18 protein-coding genes are annotated in these 20,431 nt (G+C 38.5%); 3 read left to right on the plus strand and 15 right to left on the minus strand.

What is annotated here, in order from left to right; genetic code table 11:
• Positions 1–270: 270 nt before the first annotated feature.
• On the minus strand, positions 271–1,836 hold the full coding sequence (locus FEZ33_RS07855; RefSeq protein WP_138404857.1) for a muramidase family protein: 1,566 nt from the start codon (positions 1,834–1,836) through the stop codon (positions 271–273).
• A gap of 175 nt (positions 1,837–2,011) precedes the next feature.
• The gene (locus FEZ33_RS07860) at positions 2,012–2,485 is read right to left on the minus strand and encodes a peptidoglycan amidohydrolase family protein (protein ID WP_138404858.1); all 474 of its coding nucleotides are present in this window, start codon (positions 2,483–2,485) and stop codon (positions 2,012–2,014) included.
• A 260-nt stretch (positions 2,486–2,745) separates the two neighbouring features.
• On the opposite strand from FEZ33_RS07860, the gene FEZ33_RS07865 reads away from it, so the two are divergent.
• Entirely contained in the window at positions 2,746–3,576 is an 831-nt protein-coding gene (locus FEZ33_RS07865; RefSeq protein ID WP_138404859.1) for a hypothetical protein, read from the plus strand.
• A gap of 43 nt (positions 3,577–3,619) precedes the next feature.
• Here the strand turns inward: FEZ33_RS07865 and galU are convergent, their stop codons facing one another.
• Positions 3,620–4,519: a UTP--glucose-1-phosphate uridylyltransferase GalU gene (gene galU / locus FEZ33_RS07870; RefSeq protein WP_138404860.1), complete on the minus strand. Its 900-nt coding sequence runs from the start codon at positions 4,517–4,519 to the stop codon at positions 3,620–3,622.
• Positions 4,520–4,684: 165 nt separating this feature from the next.
• On the opposite strand from galU, the gene FEZ33_RS07875 reads away from it, so the two are divergent.
• The gene (locus FEZ33_RS07875) at positions 4,685–6,007 is read left to right on the plus strand and encodes a nucleotide sugar dehydrogenase (RefSeq protein ID WP_138404861.1); all 1,323 of its coding nucleotides are present in this window, start codon (positions 4,685–4,687) and stop codon (positions 6,005–6,007) included.
• Between the two features lie 231 nt (positions 6,008–6,238).
• Positions 6,239–7,234 (plus strand): YsnF/AvaK domain-containing protein, encoded by a 996-nt coding sequence (locus tag FEZ33_RS07880; protein ID WP_138404862.1) that lies wholly within the window; start codon positions 6,239–6,241, stop codon positions 7,232–7,234.
• A 468-nt stretch (positions 7,235–7,702) separates the two neighbouring features.
• Here the strand turns inward: FEZ33_RS07880 and FEZ33_RS07885 are convergent, their stop codons facing one another.
• From FEZ33_RS07885 to FEZ33_RS07935, 12 genes are all read right to left on the minus strand, one after another.
• The gene (locus FEZ33_RS07885; protein WP_138404863.1) at positions 7,703–8,068 is read right to left on the minus strand and encodes a DUF956 family protein; all 366 of its coding nucleotides are present in this window, start codon (positions 8,066–8,068) and stop codon (positions 7,703–7,705) included.
• 6 nt (positions 8,069–8,074) lie between these two features.
• Positions 8,075–9,025 (minus strand): PTS system mannose/fructose/sorbose family transporter subunit IID, encoded by a 951-nt coding sequence (locus FEZ33_RS07890; RefSeq protein WP_138404864.1) that lies wholly within the window; start codon positions 9,023–9,025, stop codon positions 8,075–8,077.
• Positions 9,026–9,040: 15 nt separating this feature from the next.
• The gene (locus tag FEZ33_RS07895) at positions 9,041–9,847 is read right to left on the minus strand and encodes a mannose/fructose/sorbose family PTS transporter subunit IIC (RefSeq protein WP_138404865.1); all 807 of its coding nucleotides are present in this window, start codon (positions 9,845–9,847) and stop codon (positions 9,041–9,043) included.
• A 17-nt stretch (positions 9,848–9,864) separates the two neighbouring features.
• Positions 9,865–10,839: a mannose/fructose/sorbose PTS transporter subunit IIA gene (locus FEZ33_RS07900; protein WP_138404866.1), complete on the minus strand. Its 975-nt coding sequence runs from the start codon at positions 10,837–10,839 to the stop codon at positions 9,865–9,867.
• A 256-nt stretch (positions 10,840–11,095) separates the two neighbouring features.
• The gene (locus FEZ33_RS07905) at positions 11,096–12,517 is read right to left on the minus strand and encodes a glycoside hydrolase family 1 protein (protein WP_138404867.1); all 1,422 of its coding nucleotides are present in this window, start codon (positions 12,515–12,517) and stop codon (positions 11,096–11,098) included.
• 16 nt (positions 12,518–12,533) lie between these two features.
• A complete protein-coding gene (locus FEZ33_RS07910; protein ID WP_138404868.1) occupies positions 12,534–13,364 on the minus strand; it encodes a Cof-type HAD-IIB family hydrolase in 831 nt (276 codons plus the stop codon).
• A gap of 10 nt (positions 13,365–13,374) precedes the next feature.
• Entirely contained in the window at positions 13,375–13,953 is a 579-nt protein-coding gene (locus FEZ33_RS07915; protein WP_138404869.1) for a histidine phosphatase family protein, read from the minus strand.
• A gap of 31 nt (positions 13,954–13,984) precedes the next feature.
• The gene (locus tag FEZ33_RS07920) at positions 13,985–15,424 is read right to left on the minus strand and encodes a 6-phospho-beta-glucosidase (RefSeq protein ID WP_138404870.1); all 1,440 of its coding nucleotides are present in this window, start codon (positions 15,422–15,424) and stop codon (positions 13,985–13,987) included.
• 158 nt (positions 15,425–15,582) lie between these two features.
• Positions 15,583–17,544: a beta-glucoside-specific PTS transporter subunit IIABC gene (locus tag FEZ33_RS07925; RefSeq protein WP_138404871.1), complete on the minus strand. Its 1,962-nt coding sequence runs from the start codon at positions 17,542–17,544 to the stop codon at positions 15,583–15,585.
• 224 nt (positions 17,545–17,768) lie between these two features.
• Complete coding sequence (gene licT, locus FEZ33_RS07930; RefSeq protein ID WP_138404872.1) at positions 17,769–18,593, minus strand: BglG family transcription antiterminator LicT; 825 nt, start codon at positions 18,591–18,593, stop codon at positions 17,769–17,771.
• A gap of 258 nt (positions 18,594–18,851) precedes the next feature.
• Positions 18,852–19,028, minus strand: a complete 177-nt coding sequence (locus FEZ33_RS12470; RefSeq protein WP_171031329.1) for a hypothetical protein — start codon at positions 19,026–19,028, stop codon at positions 18,852–18,854.
• Between the two features lies 1 nt (position 19,029).
• Entirely contained in the window at positions 19,030–20,430 is a 1,401-nt protein-coding gene (locus FEZ33_RS07935) for a PTS sugar transporter subunit IIC (protein WP_235888794.1), read from the minus strand.
• Position 20,431 lies beyond the last annotated feature (1 nt).

A 20,431-nucleotide genomic window follows, 5' to 3' on the forward strand; every position in this document is an offset into this window, starting at 1 on the left:
TTACACCGCACCCCCTTGTGCATTTCCTCCATGATGTCATCTTGAAGTTGAACATGTTTATCTTTAATATTTAGTAAGTCTGCGATATAATTCATATGAGCCAAGTGAATTCTCCTTTTAGTAATGTATGGTAACTTTATTATATAGGAATTCACTGGCTTTTTGTGTACATACAAAAAAAGGTGTCAGTGAGATTTCTCTCACCAACACCAAAAATTCAAGAACCGTTAAAACCTTCCTGGCGCTTTTGCGTTGTTATGATTCATTGTATTACTCAGCAGATTCTTCAGTTGTTGATTCGTCTGCAGAAGCTTCCTCCGTAGATTCTTCAGAAGTTTCTGATACTTCACCAGATTCAACGGGTTCAATACTGTTTGTTGTTTCATTATCTGTTCCAGTTGGATTTGATACGATTAACGTACCGTTAACAATCGTTACTGTCTCAGGAATACCGTTCCACTCACGTAATTCTTCTAAAGTAATTTCGTATAATTCAGCCACTTGTTCTAAAGTTTGGCCAGGTTCTACTTCATGAGTTTCTGGACGGGGATCTGATACAACAATCATATCGCCTTCAACGACTTCGTTTGATTCTAATTCATTCCATTCCATAATTAATTGCTCAGTCGTGTTGTAATCCATTGCGATTGTATAAAGGTTTTCACCTTCCGCAACTTCATGCACTTCTGGAATTAATGCAGGGTTAGAAACAAATAGTTCTGTACCAACTAATAGACTATCATCTTCTAAATTGTTCCAGTTACGTAAACTATCCGCTGAAATGCTATATTGCTCAGCAATACGCCATACGTTGTCACCTGTTTGAACAACATGTGTTTCTGGACGTGCTGCTTCTGGTAAATCAGCTAAGTTAATTGTTCCAGTTTCGTCATCAGTTGCTTCTTCATCTTCGCTAGAAGCATCAGATTCTTGTGATGATTCTTCTGTATCCGTTGGAGTTTCTGTCGGTGTTTCTGGTGTTGACTCAGGTGTTGTTTGAACTGGTCCACCTGTTGGCACCACGTAAATGACGTCTCCAACATCTAACCAGTCAGATGTTAAACCGTTCCACGCACGTAGTTCGTCAACGGTTACACCATATGTTAAAGCGATACTTGATAAGATATCACCTGATTGAACAATATGGGCACCATTTTGTGCATTTGCTTGTGTCCATGCTGGAGGTGCTTGATAGTCAACCGGTCCGTTAGGTACTGAAATTTTATTTCCCGCGATTAGCCAGTCAGTTCCAAGACCGTTCATAGCCATTAATTCTGAAACGCTCACACCGTAAACGGCTGCGATACCTGATAATGTGTCTCCAGATTGGATTGTATACCAATTATCATAGCTTTGACCGTGATCATAACCATAATCATAGTCATAATCGTAATCATAGGCTGGTGTTGCATTTGAAGGACCATAAAGGACAAGTTGGTCACCAACGTCTATCCAAGTACTTGTTAAGCCATTCCATGCCATTAATTGATCAACTGTCACACCGTACATATAAGCGATACTTTCTAAGTATTCACCTGCTGATACTGTATGAACACCTGATTGAGCTCCAGTATAGTAACCACCGTTGTCAGTTACGCCACTACCTGATGCCGGAATAGATAAAGTCATTCCAACATCAATCCACTCACTCGTTAGGCCGTTTGCTGCCATAATATCGCCCGCTGTGACACCATATTGTCTTGCGATTCCCCATAGCCACTCACCGTTTTGGACAGTGTGTGTAGATTGAGCTATTGCCGTTGAAACTGGTGCTAACGCAATAGCGGATAATAATAGTAAAGATTTTCCTAATCTTTTAATTTTATTTAATTTCATGTCACTACGCTCCTTCTTGTTCTAATAAGACACTTCAATACCATTCTATCATCAAATTTCTAATCAATAAAGAAATTACAATCGTTTTACAAACTTGTAATTATAAAGAAACAGTTCTTATCCCTTTTATTCGTAAATTTCTCATAATTCGTTTGTTTTCATTAAAAAGTTCAACTCATCTAACAAAAACTGTTTTTCCTGAAATAAATTTTCTCGGTTTAAAATCTGTATCGATCGGTTCCGCTAAACGGTACCATTTAACTGAACGACTGGACCAACCATGATTAGTAGTTCGAATGATACCATCAGCATCTTCAATACAATATATAACATTATGAAAGTCCAAAGCAACACCTGTATATGCATGTTCAGATAGGTGTTTTCGCTTAAAGCCAGCGATAAAGATATCGCCCGCTTGGATTTCATTTCGTTTGATTTCGTGTAATAAGACATTATCTAATTGAAGTAGTAAAGACATCGAACCAAGTCCCGAGCCATAAGGTAAGAAACGCCCCGCTATAAGTGCGCTAAACATAGCACTGGCACTATCGTAACTATCTGGTCCGCAGCGCTTTTCTTTAGATTTTGCATAAGTGACTTTACCTTCATGATCTAAATACCATTGTATAACTGCTGTACGACTAGCCAAAGCTTTACCTCCTTACTTCGTTTTTTAATACTTTTATAATAACATGAATTAAGTTAGTTACCACGGATTTACTATTCACCCGTATTATAATGCCATAAGAATATTATCTTATTCTACTTTGAAAGCGGTCTATTTTTATTTACATTAACTTTACATATTCTTTACATAAACTTTATTGATAAAGCATTAAAATATGCTATATTTGTTTTGTTATCTATTATTTTTATAAAGATTTATTACTGCGAAAGGAACCTTTTTAAATGATTGATTTCCTACCTCAAAACGAGTCTGACTTTCCTATTAACTATTATTTGGAGAAAGCGACTGAATTAAATCATAGTGCCCTCAGTCAATTAGAAATTATATATGTAATGACGATTCGTCACTTAAACTCCACCTTTGGAAGTTTAATCATAGACCGAAGTGGTCAGTTTTATAAAAGTAAATGGTCTACAACCCGCTTAACAGAAGAGTTTTTCTCAACATTTGGTTATAATTATCAAAGCTGGTCACAATTTCTAAAGTCTACATTCAATCGACCAAGAACGATTTTTCCATATGTAAATAAAAATATGGTGTTTATTCGTCTAAGAAATCCTGAAAATAAACATTCTGACTGGGTAAATATCACATTAATAAATGATTTACATATCCAGACACAAAAAGACGATCCAGTTAAAATCCAGACGATTCAATTTATGTTTGACTTGGCTAACTATTCAAAACTAACTATTTCACTTAACAATCGGCTATCACTAGTAATGTCACAAATCGGCTACGCTTTTCAGCTCGTAAACTTTTGGTATGATTTCCAAGTCGAGATGAATGAAAAGGATTTAATCTTTGAACCCACTCAATTACAAACCTATATTGGTAATCCTGCTTTCAAGATTTTCACCAAGACACGCGTCCCTTACAAAGACCGTTTGAAAGCTAAGATAGATTTGGCTCAATTCATAAAATACAATCAAATACACGACTACTTAAAATCCACAACTCAGCGAAAGCATGAAACTTATCGTACTCGCTTGTCTTTTGCACACATGCATCAACAATTATTTAAACCTTCTATTAGAAATAAAATTAGATAGAAAAATAGCTAACTTTCTTGTCTGAAAGTTAGCTATTTATTGATTACTCGTTACTGTCCTCAGCTTCTAATTTATCACTTAATTGAATAATGTATTCTGAGAATTCTTCAGCAGTTTCCGGATGCTCCAAGCCATACTCAAGACTCATCTTCATATAGCCAATTTTATTTCCAACGTCATAACGTTTTCCTTCAACTTTTTTAGCAAAGACTCTTTGCGTTTTATTTAGTTGATCGATGGCGTCAGTCAGATGTAATTCGTCATCGACACCGGGTTCTATCTTTTCTAATATATCGAAAATTTCAGGTGTCAGAATGTAGCGTCCTGCGATAGCTAAGTTACTTGGCGCTTCTTCGGCTGCTGGTTTTTCAACAAAGCGGGACACACTGTAAACTGTATCGTCTGTATCGTCTTGGCGGTCCACTTTGATCATGCCGTATTTGAATGTTAATTCGTCTGGCACTTCCACAACTGCTAAGTTCGCTGATTTATTTATATCATATAAATCCATCAATTGCTTTGTCACTGGTACTTCACTGTGCATTATGTTGTCGCCTAACATCACGACAAATGGCTCATCATTAACAAAGGCTCGTGCGTGTCCGATAGCGTCTCCTAGTCCTTTTGGATAGGATTGACGCACAAAGAATAAGTTTTCTTTTGTGGTATCTTTGACAATTTTTAATAAGGCGTCTTTTCCTTTACTTTCTAGATTGTCTTCTAACTCAGGATTTGAATCGAAATGATCCTCAATTGAACGTTTATGTTTGCCAGTAATAATTAAAATTTCTTCAATCCCAGAAGCAAATGCTTCTTCAACAATAAATTGAATAATGGGCTTATCGACAATTGGCAATAATTCTTTTGGCTGTGCTTTTGTCGCTGGCAGAAAGCCCGTTCCATAACCGGCTGCGGGAATGACTGCTTTACGAATTTTCGACATATTCAAACCTCCTCTTTCTCATACAAATATAGTATATCTAATTTGATTTTAGTTTACCACCGGTTCGGTGGTGTTTATATAATTTTATATAGAAGTACAGATAACTCAACAATCAAATCATTTTCTGTTATAATATCCAAGATATAATGAATAGAGGAGAAACACATGGAGATATATAACAAATTACTAAATAAAGAAGCAAAGCTAGCTGTGATTGGCTTAGGCTATGTTGGTATGCCCATCGCAATTTCTTTCGCAAAACAAATTGATACAATTGGGTATGATTACAATCCTAAGAAAATCGAACTTTATAAAGAAGGCGTGGACCCAACTAAAGAAGTTGGTGATGACGCGATTAAAGAAACGGATTTAGAATTTACGAATGATGCTGCTAAATTAAAAGAGGCTTGTTTCTTAATCGTCTCAGTTCCGACACCGATAAATCATGACAAAACGCCTGATTTAACGCCCGTGACAAGTGCAACCCGCACGATTGGACAAAACCTTTCTAAAGGGTCTATCGTCGTTTATGAGTCAACTGTGTACCCTGGCGTGACTGAAGATGTCTGTATTCCAATTCTTGAAGAAGAGTCTGGTTTAACACATGGTGTTGATTTTGTTGTTGGATACTCGCCTGAGCGAATTAATCCAGGAGATAAGGTCCATACACTTGAAACCATTACCAAAATCGTCTCATCATCAATTCCAGAATATTTAGATGAAATCGGAAAAGTATATGAGATTGTTGTCAAAGCGGGTGTGCATAAAGCACCAAGTATTAAAGTCGCTGAAGCCGCGAAAGTTGTTGAGAATTCGCAACGTGATATTAATATTGCTTTTATGAACGAATTAGCTCTTGCTTTTGACCGCATGGGCATTGATTCAAAAGACGTGATAGATGCAATGAATACAAAATGGAACGCCCTCGGCTTCACCCCTGGACTAGTCGGTGGACACTGTATTGGCGTGGATCCATATTACTTTGTATATCAGGCTGAGAACTTAGGCTACCATAGTCAAATTATTTCAAATGGTCGTCAAATTAATGATGGCATGGGTGAATTTATTGCCGATAAATTAATTAAAGAATTAATCCGTACGGGTAAAACACCGATTGATTCTAACGTAGTTATCCTTGGTTTAACGTTTAAAGAACATACTCCGGATACACGTAATTCAAAAGTAAATGACATTATTAAACGCCTCCGTGAATATGATATTAAACCAACTGTAGTTGATCCATGGGCGAGCGCGGAAGATGCTCAAGCTGAGTATGGTGTATCATTAACTGATTTAGCTGACGTTAAGGATGCTGATGCCATTCTTTTAGCTGTAGGACATGATGAATTCAAAGCTCTTTCTTTTGAAGAAATCACTGCCCTATTTAATCAAGATTTAGCGAATGATAAACGCATCATTTTAGATGTGAAAAGTATCTTAAATAAAGAGGCCTTTACCGAAGCTGGTTACAGTTTCTGGCGCTTATAATAATACTAAAATCCAGTGCATTTTGCGCTGGTTTTTTGTTTGCATTTTTCCAAATTTTATAATTGTGTTCTCTGGTATGTTCGTCTTATTCATTATTTTTATATAGATAAATTGATATGTTACCAATCAAAATGATATCACTTTCTTGAGCCGTTTCACTTTATATTTACATCATTTTTGTTTTATACTTAATGCATAGAACAGTTTAAAAAATAGAAAGGAAGTTGTTTTATGGTTAAGAAATACGTTTATGGGGTTTACCCAACAGTCGTTGAAGCAGAAGACGCAGTGGCACATGTTATTAATCAAGGCGTTCCTCGCGATAGTGTCGCTCTAGTCGGTTCGCAAGCACATGCATATAATGGCGAAGCTGAATTTATCTCTTACGGAGAATTGATGGACGAGCAGCATGAAGACAATCGTGGATTCTTTGCAAAATTATTTGGCTGGGACGATAACGATGACGAATTTGAAAACGTTGATTTAACGCAATACGAAGACTCATTAAGTCGCGATGAACTATTAGTGTTAGTTGACCAAGAATTTGAAAGTCAACTTCCTGCCTTTAATATAACTGAAACACGTGAAGTAAGAACAGATGACTATGTTTCTGATACGACGGCAACTGATACAGTCAATACTGAAACTGCAGCATTCTCTGGAGCAGTAGGAACATCAGCTGGTTTATCAGAAGATACACCTGAAACGACTGAACCAGATCATGATTACGACGATGTGAATGTTGAAGATAACGACTATGAACCACATATTGTTGGTGAAGAAACTCATATCGAAGCTCATGGTGAGCCAGTCGGAGAATTCGCTCCTGACGCTGATACAGAACGTATTCGCCTACACGAAGAACAAGTACATGCTGAAGCACGTAAAAAAGACTTAGGTGATGTGTCAATTACGAAAGAAGTCGTTGAAGACACTGAAACGATTGAAGTTCCAGTTGAACGCGAAGAGATTCATATTCGCCACTCAGCACCATCGGACACTACTGAAAGTGTTGCTGACGGAGATGCTTTCCAAGAAGAAGAAATTGTTATCCCAGTTTCTGAAGAAGAAGTTGTTGTAGACAAAGACACAGTAGTTACAGACGAAGTTGAAGTTGAGAAAACAACTCATACTGATCGTGAAACTGTAACAGAAACGACACGTCATGAAGAATTAGAAGTTGATGACGAAACTGGTCGTGTCAATGACGAAGATACTAGATTATAATAGATTATTTGAAGCAATTCAAAATGATTGTCGAGGGGCTCAATGCTCCTCGGCTTTTTTGTTTAGAAAAAATGTGGTTGGGTGTGGAATCGAGCACTCGAATCTTTTTCGAATGATCGTTTAGGTGGAATCGAGCACTCGAATCTTTTTCGAATGATCGTTTAGCTGGAATCGAGCACTCGAATCTTTTTCGAATGATCGTTTTGCCGGAATCGAGCACTCGAATTTTTTTCGAATGCGTGTTTCCGAATTTATACTGGGCGTATGAACGTGGGCACTCAAAGACATACCCCTTTCATTCGTGGACCACCTATATTTCTCGCGCATTAACCCTAGACAATGTTGGAGAATAGTCAAAATTTTCTAGACAATAGCTCACTGTTAGATATTTTTAGTGGAATGAACAAAAAAGAACTTATCCTACAACAACTTCTTAAAGCGAGTTGCTACACAACAAGTTCCTTTTATTTATTTCTTGAATTGGCCTAATACTTTACTGATATTACTTTTACTCGCTTGAAAAACGTCGCGTTCAAGATACTTGCGCATGTATTTCAAAGTATCTTTCGCATCATTGACCACAAATTCAAATAGCTGCCCTTCATCTGTCGCGATTGTAAACCCGCGGACATAACGTCCGCCGAATAACATTTGCACGAAGATATTTTCAACAGAAGTCCAAGGGATTTGAATAAAGCCCGGACCTTTTTCTGAGCGGAACTCAATTCCCTTCTCGCCCATTAATAACAAACCAGATTTGGGAATAATTGGGTTCAACATTGCGTTGGCTCGTGTAGTATATTCAACCGTTGAATTTAAAAAATCAGCTGACATTTAAAATTAACCCATGATTCCAACTGAATATAGCGCAATTCCTAGAACAAATATACCACCGATAATTGCGATTGGGCTCACTTTCTTACGGAGTAGCCAGATACATGCGAACGTTAGAATTAGTGGCATTAACCCTGGTAACAAATCATTTAGTACGTCATTCAAGGTCATTGTCGTTTCAGTCGCGACATTCGCTCCCGATTGGACTTGTAGAATGATATCCCGTATCGTGTCGACAGACAAAGCGTTACTGTTCGCTTGATCAGTCAATGCTTGGAAATCAACCATTGTATCCGGGTTATTCTCTACTTGAGATAGTACTAAGGGGAAGTTCATGGTTGTCCATCTTGGCACTAACACTCCCATAATAAACATTCCTAGAATTGACGCTCCTTGAGTAATTTTTTGTAAAATACCCCCACTCAAGTCTTTTGTGATTTCATTACCCGATCTATATCCTAATTCTTGTGTGTACCATAAGAATAAGATACGGATAATATTCCATGCTAGGAAGAAAATAATCGGTCCAAAAATACTTTCAGATAAAGCGAGTGACGCCGCAAAAGCACCTAATACAGGTCTTAATGTACCCCAGAATACTGGGTCTCCAACTCCCGCCAGAGGTCCCATCATCCCAACTTTCACACCTTGAATCGCCTGGTCATCAATATCAGTACCATTTGCTCTCTCTTCTTCTAAAGCAAGTACAACCCCAGCAATCGGTGCTTGTAAGTACGGGTGAGTATTAATGAATTCTAAGTGACGTTGAAGTGCAGCACTTCTATCTTCTTTTGTTGTATATAATTTTCGAATCGCAGGAATTAAGGCGTATACCCAACCAACGTTATGCATCCGCTCAAAGTTCCAACATGCTTGTATAAAAGTCATTCGCCATGACACGCGCATCCGATCCGCTCTTGTTAGTTTTATACGATCTTTTCTTACTTCTTCAGTCATTTTATACCCTCCTATCTAATAATCTTCTAAAATGTCATCTAAAGCAGCTTCGACTGAATTTCCACCGCCACCACCTGAATTATTGTTAAATTGTGGTGCAATAGAAATGTAAATGAGAGCAATACTTAAACCTATAATACCCATGGCAATTAAATTCAGTTCAGTTACTGCTGCTAAAGCAAATCCCATGAAGAAAAATGGCCATGAGCTTTTCGATGCCATCATATTAATAACCATTGCGTAACCTACCGCAACAATCATTCCACCGGCAACATTCAATCCACCAGTAATAACATCTGGAATGGCATTTAAGGCAGCTGTTACGGTTTGAGCTGAAACCATTAAAATTAAACCAGCCGGAACCGCAACACGTAAACCTTGTAACATTAAAGCTAGGATGTTCGCAGATGCTACACCACTAATATCTCCTTCTTCTGCTTTACGGTCAGCATAATGAGATAACCCTACCGCAACCGTTCTAATAAAGATAGTTAACACTTGCCCAGCAATTGCTAATGGAATCGCCACCGCAATCCCCTCACCCATTGAAGCTCCTTGGACTAATACTAATATCCCAGAAACAACACCGGCTAAAGCAGCATCGGGTGCCATCGCTGCACCAATGTTCATCCAGCCTAAGGCAATCAGTTGTAATTGCCCTCCTAATAAAAGTCCTTCAGCTAGATTACCTGTAATAAGTCCGATTAACGTACACGTAATAATAGGTTGATGTAATTGGAACTCATCCAGAACACTTTCAAATCCTGCAAAAAGCGCCACTATAATAATAAGGACAACTTGAATTATTGTAATGTCTGTCATTTTGAATCCTCCTTAATCTATATTAAATTTTGTTTTTTAAGTAGCCGTTCAAGATTTTGAGCTGAATCCGCCGGCACTTTACGTACATCGAATTTTACGCCTTTATCTTTTAGCTCCATAATTGTCTTCACGTCATCATCGTCAACGGAAACTGAGTTATTAATCATGACTTTTCCTTTTGTATGTGCCATGGATCCTAAGTTCACTTCATCAATGTCAATTCCTTGATTAATTGCTTCCAACACATCTTGTGGCGTTTCAAATAATAGAAGCGCTCTTGTACCACCAAATCGCGGATCTTCATTGATTTCTGCTAATTTAGCAATCGGAATAACGTTCGCCCGAATTCCTGGAGGCGCCGCTTGTTTAATTAACGTCTTACGCATCTCGTCATTGGCCACCTTATCTGATACAACAATGATTCGGGTTGGATTCACACTTTTTACCCAACCAGTTGCCACTTGTCCATGTAATAGACGAGTATCGACTCTCGCCAAGACGTATTTTATCTGACCGTCTCCAATCACCGTTCCTGGCTCTAATTGCGCTGCCCCGCCTGATTCAGAAACAACTCCCGCTTCTATCTCAGGGGTTAACTCATCGGGTCGAACGCGAATACCACTTTGCTCCTGACCAAGAATGTGTGTCGCAACTTCGTGTGCTTTCTCCGTTCCCATCCGTGTTCCTAAAGCTTCAAGTAACATCGGCAAATTCATTCCAGACACAATCGCAGCCCTTTCTGACATCTCCTCAAATAAAATATTCGCTTGATTAAACGGTGTCCCTCCCCAAAGGTCGACTAAGAATAAAATCTCTGCGTCTGAACTAAATGACGAAATAGCTGTCTCCAACTTCGCTTTCAAATCTTCCGGCCCTTCCTCTGGCATAAAAGTCACAGTTTTAATCTGATCCTGCTCTCCAAAAATCATCTGTGCTGATTGTACTAGTCCTTCAGCAAACTTTCCATGACTCGCCAAAATAATACTTACCATCTTTCTTCCTCCTCTACTCAATAATGCATTTCATAGAAATTATACCACTCAGTGTAAACGATTACAAAGGTTAGATAGTAAATTATGAATAATTATTCATAAAAGTTTGGTGAATTTTACCTGGAAATAAGTGGGGTTGACTGAGTGGGCTGTTTAAATTGTGGAATCGAGCACTCAAATTGTTTTCGAACTTTCGTTTCCGTATTTTCCCATCAAAAAAGCCACCTACTCTAAAAAGTAGATAGTTTTCTTGAATTTATTTGTATAAACTTTCGCCGTTTGTCGAAATCACTTCTTTATACCAGTTAAATGACTTTTTCTTGTAGCGGTTTAAAGTACCTGATCCATCGTCATTGCGGTCTACATAAATGAAGCCATAACGTTTACTTAATTCTGCTGTTGAAGCTGAGACTAAGTCGATACAACCCCAAGTTGTGTAACCCATCAACTCAACACCGTCTTTGATTGCCTCACCAACTTGTTGTAAATGTTTCTCAAGGTAGTCGATTCGGTAATCATCTTCTACTGTCATCTCTCCGTCGGCACCTTCAACTAAAACATCCTTAGCACCTAAGCCGTTTTCTACGATGAATAGTGGTTTTTGGTAACGATCCCAGAAGTCGTTTAGCACAATGCGTAATCCCACTGGGTCAATCTGCCATCCCCATTCAGAACTTTCTAAGTATGGGTTGTTAACACCACCGAGTAAGTTACCCACGCCGCTATCATATTCTTCAGGATTAGCAGCTATAGCGGTACTCATATAGTAACTAAAGGAGATGAAATCCACTGTGTTTTCCTTTAATAATTCTGCATCACCTTCCGCAAACTCAATCTCGATCCCTTTTTCTTTGAAGAGACGTTTAGCGTAACCAGGATATTCGCCGCGAACGTGAATATCTGAGAATAAATAATTGCTATTCTCAAAGTGACGCGCTGATAGGACATCTTCTGGGTTCGGTGTCATTGGATAAGCTGGCATCGCGAGTACCATACAACCAATCTGGAAGTCTGGATTAATTTCATGACCAATCTTAGTTGCTAAGGCACTTGCCACTAATTCATGATGCACTGCTTGATATAGATCCTGCTCAGTTAAGTCTTCTTTCGGTGTATTAATTCCACCACTCATAAACGGTGCATGAAGCACTGAGTTAATCTCGTTGAATGTTAACCAGTATTTTACTTTATCTTTATAACGGTTGAATACAGTTGTAACATAACGTTCATAGAAGTCGATTAAATCACGATTAGCCCAACCATTATAAGTGCGCGCTAAGTGAAGTGGCGTTTCATAATGAGATAAAGTAATTAACGGTTCAATTCCATATTTTAGACATTCGTCAAATACTGCATCATAAAAAGCTAAGCCCGCTTCATTTGGTTCTGTCTCATCACCGTTAGGAAAGATACGTGACCAAGCAATCGAAGTGCGGTATGTTTTAAAGCCCATCTCAGCAAATAGCTTAATATCTTCCTTGTAACGATGGTAAAAATCGATGCCAATTAATTTTAAGTTATCTGGAGTTGGTTCTTCAGTAGGCGGTGTTTGAATACCGTTCGGCATGATGTCTTGCACACTCAAGCCCTTACCGTCTTCATTATAAGCCCCTTCATATTGGTTCGCAGCGGTTGCACCACCCCATAAGAATCCTTTTGGAAAGGTTGTTTCAGTCATAAATCATTCTCCTTTTTTAAATTAAGTCAAAATGCTTGAAAGCATTATATAAGCCGTCATCTTCAGTTGCATCTGTCACATAATCAGCCATGGCTTTGATGCCATCGCCACCACTACCCATCGCAACACCTACGCCGCAAAACTCAAGCATAGGTATATCAATATTCGCGTCGCCAAAGGCAAATGTTTCTTGACGGTCAACACCTTTTTCTTTCAATAGAAAATCCAGCGCCGTTTGTTTGTTAATGCCAGCTAAGGCAATGTCGCCAAACAAGGCTTTTTCACCACGGCCACCCCACGTTCCAACTTTAAATTCAGGAAAGGCTGCTTTTGCATCTTTAAAATCTTGGTAGCTATCTAGAATAAAACTTACCTTGTTAATATCAGAACGCTCTAAACTTTCACCGAATAACATCTCTGGAAAAGCTTTACGAACAGTCATTGAATTATCTTCTTTGCCTTTATAAGCGATATAATCTTTCATAGTCTGTAGTCCGCGTTCTTCAAACTTCCCACTTGCATACAAACCACTATTTGCCTCAAGGTAGAATTCTAAACCTCGTTCATGTAACCAATTAACAATACGATTGGTATCTTCAGCGGTTAGAGTACGGTGTGCGAGCACGTCGCCGTCACTTTCGATATAATTGCCATTACCACCTATATAACCGTCAAAGCCGATGTCTTGAATCTCTTGATACATCTCTGCCTTACTACGGCCAGTGACTGTATACACTTTATGCCCCTTCGCTTGGGCCGCTTTAATTGCTTTGACTGCAGAGTCCGGTAAGTGGTTTTCATACGTCACTAATGTCCCATCTACATCTAAAAAAATATATTTGCTCACAAAATTCTCCTTATTGTCCGGGATTGATACTCTCAACCAGATCAAATTCCCAATCTTTATAGTCGTACACTAAGATACAGCAATTTAAAAAGCTCGGGCGAATATCTTCTGCTTTGCGCCATTTTAAATAAAAAGCATACAAAGCACCTCCATGACTCACTGCCAGGACATTCCCGCCTTGATGCTGTTCCATCAACTCCGTTAATGTTTCCGACATGCGCTTCTCAACTTCAGTCACTGATTCACCACCATATGTCTTGAAGTAATCCCCATAACTTTCTTGTCCTTCTTGAGCGGGTGGATTCAAGTATTCTGGCGACCCTTCATAGATACCAAAGTTCCATTCTTTTAAACCTTTCAGACGCGTATAAGCCTCATCTGGCTTCACAATTTCTAATGTATCAGACGCACGCTCTTGGGTTGATGAATAAAGACCCGAAAAGGAAAGTGACTCACTCTCGAAATACTTTTTAGCCTCTTCGGCTTGTGATTTACCTAAGTCTGTTAGTGGTGAATCGCAGGCTCCTTGAATTCGTTTTAACTCATTGAATAAAGTTTGACCATGCCGCATTAAATATAATCGTGACATATCCTCTCTCCTTTACAAAAATCGATCTAAATTAACCTTTCGTATAATCTAAGTCCTCTCCATTTGACTCAATTACTTGTTTATACCAGTCAAAAGATTTTTTCTTAGAACGGGCTAACGTACCGTTTCCTTCATTATCACGGTCAACGTAGATGAAGCCGTAGCGTTTCTTCATTTCTCCCGTACCTGCTGACACTAAATCAATGACACCCCAAGTTGTGTAACCAAGTAAATCAACGCCGTCTAATTCAACGGCTTCTTTCATTGTCTCCACGTGTTGTTTTAAGTAGTCGATTCGGTAATCATCTACAACATTTCCGTCTGCATCAGGAGTATCAATAGCACCTAGTCCATTTTCAACAACGAATAACGGTTTTTGGTAACGGTCGTATAATTCGTTCATTGTAATTCGGAATCCTAATGGATCAATTTGCCATCCCCACTCACTTGCTTCCAAATATGGGTTCTTCACTGATGCAAAAATATTCCCTTCCGTCTTCTCGTTTACTTTCGGATCAGCAGACGATACACGTGATGAGTAATAAGAGAATGATATAAAGTCAACCGTATGCTCTTTTAATAACTCTTTATCGCCTTCTTCGAAAGGTATCTCAATACCTTCACGCTCTAATTGTTTGAGTGCATACGCTGGATATTCCCCACGTGATTGTACATCGATAAAGAAATAGTTCTCTTGGTTATCCATTTGTGCTTGGCGAACATCTGCTGGGTTTGGTGTATTTGGATAATATTGTCCGGCCGCGATCATACAGCCAACCATGTTGTCTGGATCTACTTCATGGGCAACTTTAGTGGCAATCGCACTTGCGAGTAGTTCATGGTGCGCTGCTGTATACATTACTTGTTCTCGATTCTCACCCTCTTCAAAGACAAGGCCTGCTCCCATGAAAGGTGCGTGGAAGATCATATTAATCTCGTTGAATGTTAGCCAGTATTTTACTTTTCCTTTAAAGCGATTGAATAGAACAGTCACTAAACGTTCGTAAAAGTCTACAACTTCACGACTTCTCCAACCACCATATTCTTTTATTAAATGAATTGGCATATCGAAATGAGTAATTGTCACAAGCGGTTCAATGTTGTATTTAAGTAATTCATCGATTAATTCTTCATAGAATTTAAGCCCTGCTTCATTTGGCTCTTGCTCGTCACCTTTAGGGAAGATACGTGTCCAAGCAATACTAAAGCGGTATGTCTTCAAGCCCATCTCGGCAAATAAAGCAATATCCTCTTTAAAATGATGGTACATATCAATCGCTTCTTTAGCTGGATAAAAATGCGCATCATCAAACTCTAAATGCTTCATTTGCCCGGTAATAATTGGTCCACGGTCTTCTCCAATTGGAACAACATCCACATTGGCTAAACCACGCCCACCTTCATCATATCCACCCTCACATTGGTTCGCAGCAGTTGCGCCTCCCCATAAGAAATCATCTCTAAATCCCATTTCCATTCCTCCTTGTTGTCTTTGTAACCCTACAATGCCATTGTAACTGTTTCAGTTGTCACTCTCTACTATTTGCCTTTTATTGAAATGTCTTACACATCCACTCACGAATAAATGAGTGGTTTTGTGTAAGACTGACACATCTAAGTGAATTTAAATTATTTTACTGTTGTGAACAAGTAGTCACCTTGTTGAATTTCAGGATCATTCGTTACTAAAACATCTGAATAATTTCCAGTATTAGTCACAACAATCGGTGTAACAGTTTCATAGCCAGCTTCTTTAATTAAATCGATATCGAAACGAACTAGCTCTTGTCCTGCTTCAACTTGCTGATTGTTTTCAACAAGTTTTTCGAATCCTTTTCCATCTAAATTGACAGTGTCTAGACCAATATGAATGAGTATCTCTGCCCCATTCTCTGTTGTTAAGCCAATCGCGTGGCCTGTTGGGAATATAGTAGTTACAGTCGCATTTACTGGTGCATAAACAACGCCTTCTGTTGGTTCAACTGCAATTCCTTTACCCATTGCCCCACTGGCAAACACTTCATCTGGTGCTTCACTCAATGGCATTGCCTGACCAGTAATTGGGCTAGCAATAATTTCTTGAGCTGCTAAACCATCATCTGTTGTGGTCTCATCGATTAGACTCGTATTACTTGTATCATTTAAAGCAACGCCATTCGTTGTTGCTACATCCACTTCATCTTCATACAATTTAGGAACTTTTGTAAACATTGTTAATACAAACCCACTTAAAAGAGCCACAGCAATATTGATTAAGTACATCCATAAACTACGTGTATCAACGCCTGATGGGTCAATATAAGCAGGAATTGAAAACACCCCTAAACCAGCCATGTTGTACATCATTGTACCGGTAATTCCAATAAAGGCACCTTGAATCCCCCCACCAATACACGAGATAATAAATGGTGTACGCATTGGTAATGAGAATCCGTAGATCGCAGGTTCTGTTACCCCGAAAGCTGCAGAGATAATTGCTGGAACAGATAGTTGCTTCACTTTTGCTTCTTTAGTCTTAAAGTAAATCGCAATCATAACACCCATTTGTGCGAAACTAACCGCGTTGATAACCGCTCCAATATTTGACATCCCACTTTGAGCTACTTGTAAGATCATAATGGGGACAAGTCCCCAGTGAAGTCCAAATAATACTAATACTTGCCATGCAGCACCTAATACTACACCAAATAGAATTGGGCTAAAGCCATTCAAGGCAATAAAAGCCGCGCCAATTAAGTCAGATAACCAAGTCGCCACAGGGCCAAATACTAACATCGATAACGGAACACTTAATAATAGAGTAAAGAATGGTGTAAAGAATGTTTTAATAGTATCTGGCAAGCGTTTCGCGAACCACTTCTCAAATCTTGAGGCAATAAATATCGCAAATATAGCTGGAATAACTGTTGAATAGTAGCCACCTGGTGGTAAGATAATTGGAATTCCAAAGAAGGTAGATGTTATTTGAGATTCAATAACCGTTCCTTCGAATAACGTATAAAGCACAGGTAATTCAGCTAAGTTAGTTAACGTTGGATATAACATCGCGCCAATCACGGCCATCGCAGTAAACTGATTCATCTTGAACCGTTTCGCTGCTGTTAATGCAATCATAAACGGCAAGAATTGGAAGAATCCGTCCCCTGCAGCATTTAATAAGGCATAAGCACCATTGGCTTCAGTCATACCTAACGCACCCAGAATAGCTACGACACCTTTTAAGATACCGGCTGCAGACATAGGTCCTAAAAATGGTTGGAATAAACCAGACATCAAATCAATAAATTGATCGAATAAATTCCCTTTAGGTCCATCATCTTCTGTACTTGCTTCGCCACCAATATCTGAATTATTAATGACGGCATTATACACATCGGGTACGTGATTACCGATAACAACTTGGTATTGTCCCCCACTTTGAACAACCGTCACGACACCATCACGTTTCTTTAAGTATTCTGTATCAGCCTTACTCTCATCTTTCAAACGGAATCTTAGTCGTGTAATACAGTGTCTTAAGTCGCGGACATTCTCTTCTCCACCTACATGGGCAACGATATCTTTTGCTAGTTCATCATAATTTTTTGCCATTTTTTCTTCCTCCTTATTTTTAAAGCATTGATTGTATTCTTACCATTTTTTTAATTAGTTTTATTTTTTGATGTTCCTCCTTTTCATCGAATTTGATCAAAAGAAAAAACCTAAATAGATAATACGAATCAAACAACACTCATCCCACAAAATGGGGGTGTGCATTCATACTATCTATTTAGGTTTTGCCTGCTTGACCAGTAACAATCCTAAAGTAGATTGATTTATTTAGTTGTTAATTTTTGAATATGAATTGTTAAATACACTTGTTCTTCTCGACCCACTGGGAAATCATATGTCGATTCAATGTATTGTTTAATCTTTTCAGAACATTTAAATGAGTCTGGATAAGTATCACGAACTTGTTCATATAAGAATGAATCATTCGATCCTTGTTGTAACTTAGAATTCACTCTTTGAGCGAAATATTGAAGGTGTGTAACAAAGCGTTGATACGCAAAGGAATCTTCATCAAAATCATGGCCGAAATGCAATCGCACGATATTTAAAATACCTTGTACAATTTTTAACGCGCGCATCGTTTGCTCCATCATATGCCCTTCTTTTTGAGCATTGATTAAATGCAAAGCAATGGACGATGCTTCAGTTTCAACTAGACGAACGCCTGTCCGTTCTTCAATGATATCTAATGCTTGAACACCAATTTGATATTCTGCTTTATAAAGTCGTCTAACTTCCCAAGCTAAAGGATTTGTTAGCGGCATATTTTCTTTTTGTCTCTCAATTGCATAATGCAAATGGTCTCCTAAAGTAATGTAAACATGACTTTCAAAGTCTTGTTTTAACTTTTCTTCAGCTAACCTTACAATTATAAAAACTGTGTCAATTTCTTCTGTCGATAATTCATTAAATATATCCGTGAACATAGAATCGTCATCTTTTAATATAAACGTTTTTTGAATCTTTTCTTCATCAATGGGATCACCGACCTTACCTTGAAAAGCAATGCCTCGTCCCATGTCGATTAATTCTTCATTATTTTTACTTGTTTGTACAACGTTGTTATTTAAAATTTTTTGTATCCGCATAAGCCCATTAGCAATCCTTTCCAAAAATAAAAACCTAAACATATGCAAATAAAAGTGGCTACTTCGCCATTCATCTTTCACTCACATATATTTAGGTTTTGCCTGCTCGACCAGTAACAATCCTTTTAAAGTTATTATACCTCTACTATTTTAAATTGCAAGCGTTTTTATAAACTTTTATTAACAATTGCTTTCATAAACAAATCCCCCACCCAGTCTCAAGACCAAGTGGAGGTATCGTGTAAAAATTTAATAGAGTCATGTATTGAATTTAGTTTTCTTTGTTTTCTTGCGATCTTTTCTCAGTAAATACCAGCCGTAAAAGACAAATGTTACTCCGGTAATGATAGTTGGAATATTATTTTCCACGGTTGTACTTAGACAGATGATTGCGAAACCTACAGCAACAATCGCTGTTTTCCATTTTGAATCCATATTAATTCACAGACTCAATCGTTGTGTCGTCTACTTTCACTCGATTGGCTGCAATGACAAACGGTGCATAGATGAAGAATGCCACGACAATATTAAAGAGTGATAGGACAGCTGCTCCAAAACTACCACCGGTAGCAAGGAATGCGTATAGTCCTGGAGGTGTAATCCAAGGAACTGCTAAGAATACTGGCGGAACCCATCCCCATGAAGTTACAAGATAAGCAATCGTAACTAAGATTGGTGGTGTAATTAACCAAGGAATTGCAAATTGTGGGTTTAATACAACCGGCATACCGAAGATGACCGGTTCGTTAATATTGAAAATTCCCATTGGTGCTGATAATTTCGCAATTGTTTTGTGTTCCTCACGTTTTGAGAACCAAAGGATGGCGATAATTAAAGCAAGTGTTGTTCCTGAACCACCCATTTGTGCATAAGCATCGAATGATCCTCGTGTCCAGTCCCAAGGTAATTGAGCGATATCACGTGTAGTTTCGTAGATGGCAGTGTTCTCGTTTAAGGCTGCTCCGTATACTCCGTCCATAATTGGTGCAAGAACGTTGTGTCCGTGTAAACCAAAGAACCAGAATAATTGAACTAAGAATGTTAGTAAGATAACACTTCCGATACCTTGTGATAAGCCCATTAATGGTAACTGAATGTATTGAGAAATTAAATCATTCAGTGATAAACCAGTCAATGATAATGCTAAATAACCAATGATAGCTGAGGCATAAATGGCAACTGTACCTGGAATAATAGCAGCGAATGCTTTATTAACTGCTGGTGGTACTGTATCTGGCATCTTGATCGTGATGTTCTTACGCATTAAGTATGAATAAATCATCGTTGAGATCATCCCAATAATTAATGCACTGAATAATCCAGTCGCACCTAGATAATTTAAGGACAGACCGGTTGTGTTTGTCATTAAACTCGACACCCCATCGGTCTCAGACACTGTCATTCCAAATTCTGTTAGTGATGAAATGACTGATCCATCAACACCTGATAAATCAGTTGCTACATCAATCGTTTGAGGTACAACAGCTAGGAAACTGGCGAATGAGATTAATCCTCCGGCAAGTGAATTCACGCCGTAGCTTTCTGCTAAGTTGCAACCGAGTGAGAATGCGAAGAACATCGCCATTAAGGCAATCGTTCCGGCATACACGTAACTGTTAATTTCAACAATCGGTGCCATAGCAGATAAGAAGCCATCCCACCCTAAGTTTGTTGGTAAGTCACGTAAGAATACGTTAAGTAATACAGCAATTGAACCCGCCATCGTTATCGGCATCGCCGCAATAAATGAGTCACGAATTGCGACTAAGTGGCGTTGAGATCCGATTCTACCTGAGATCTCCATAAATTTGTCTGTAAAATTGTCTTTAAACGACATA

Origin of the sequence: Ruoffia tabacinasalis (genome assembly GCF_005864045.1) — a bacterium.
Classification (GTDB): Bacteria; Bacillota; Bacilli; order Lactobacillales; family Aerococcaceae; genus Ruoffia; species Ruoffia tabacinasalis.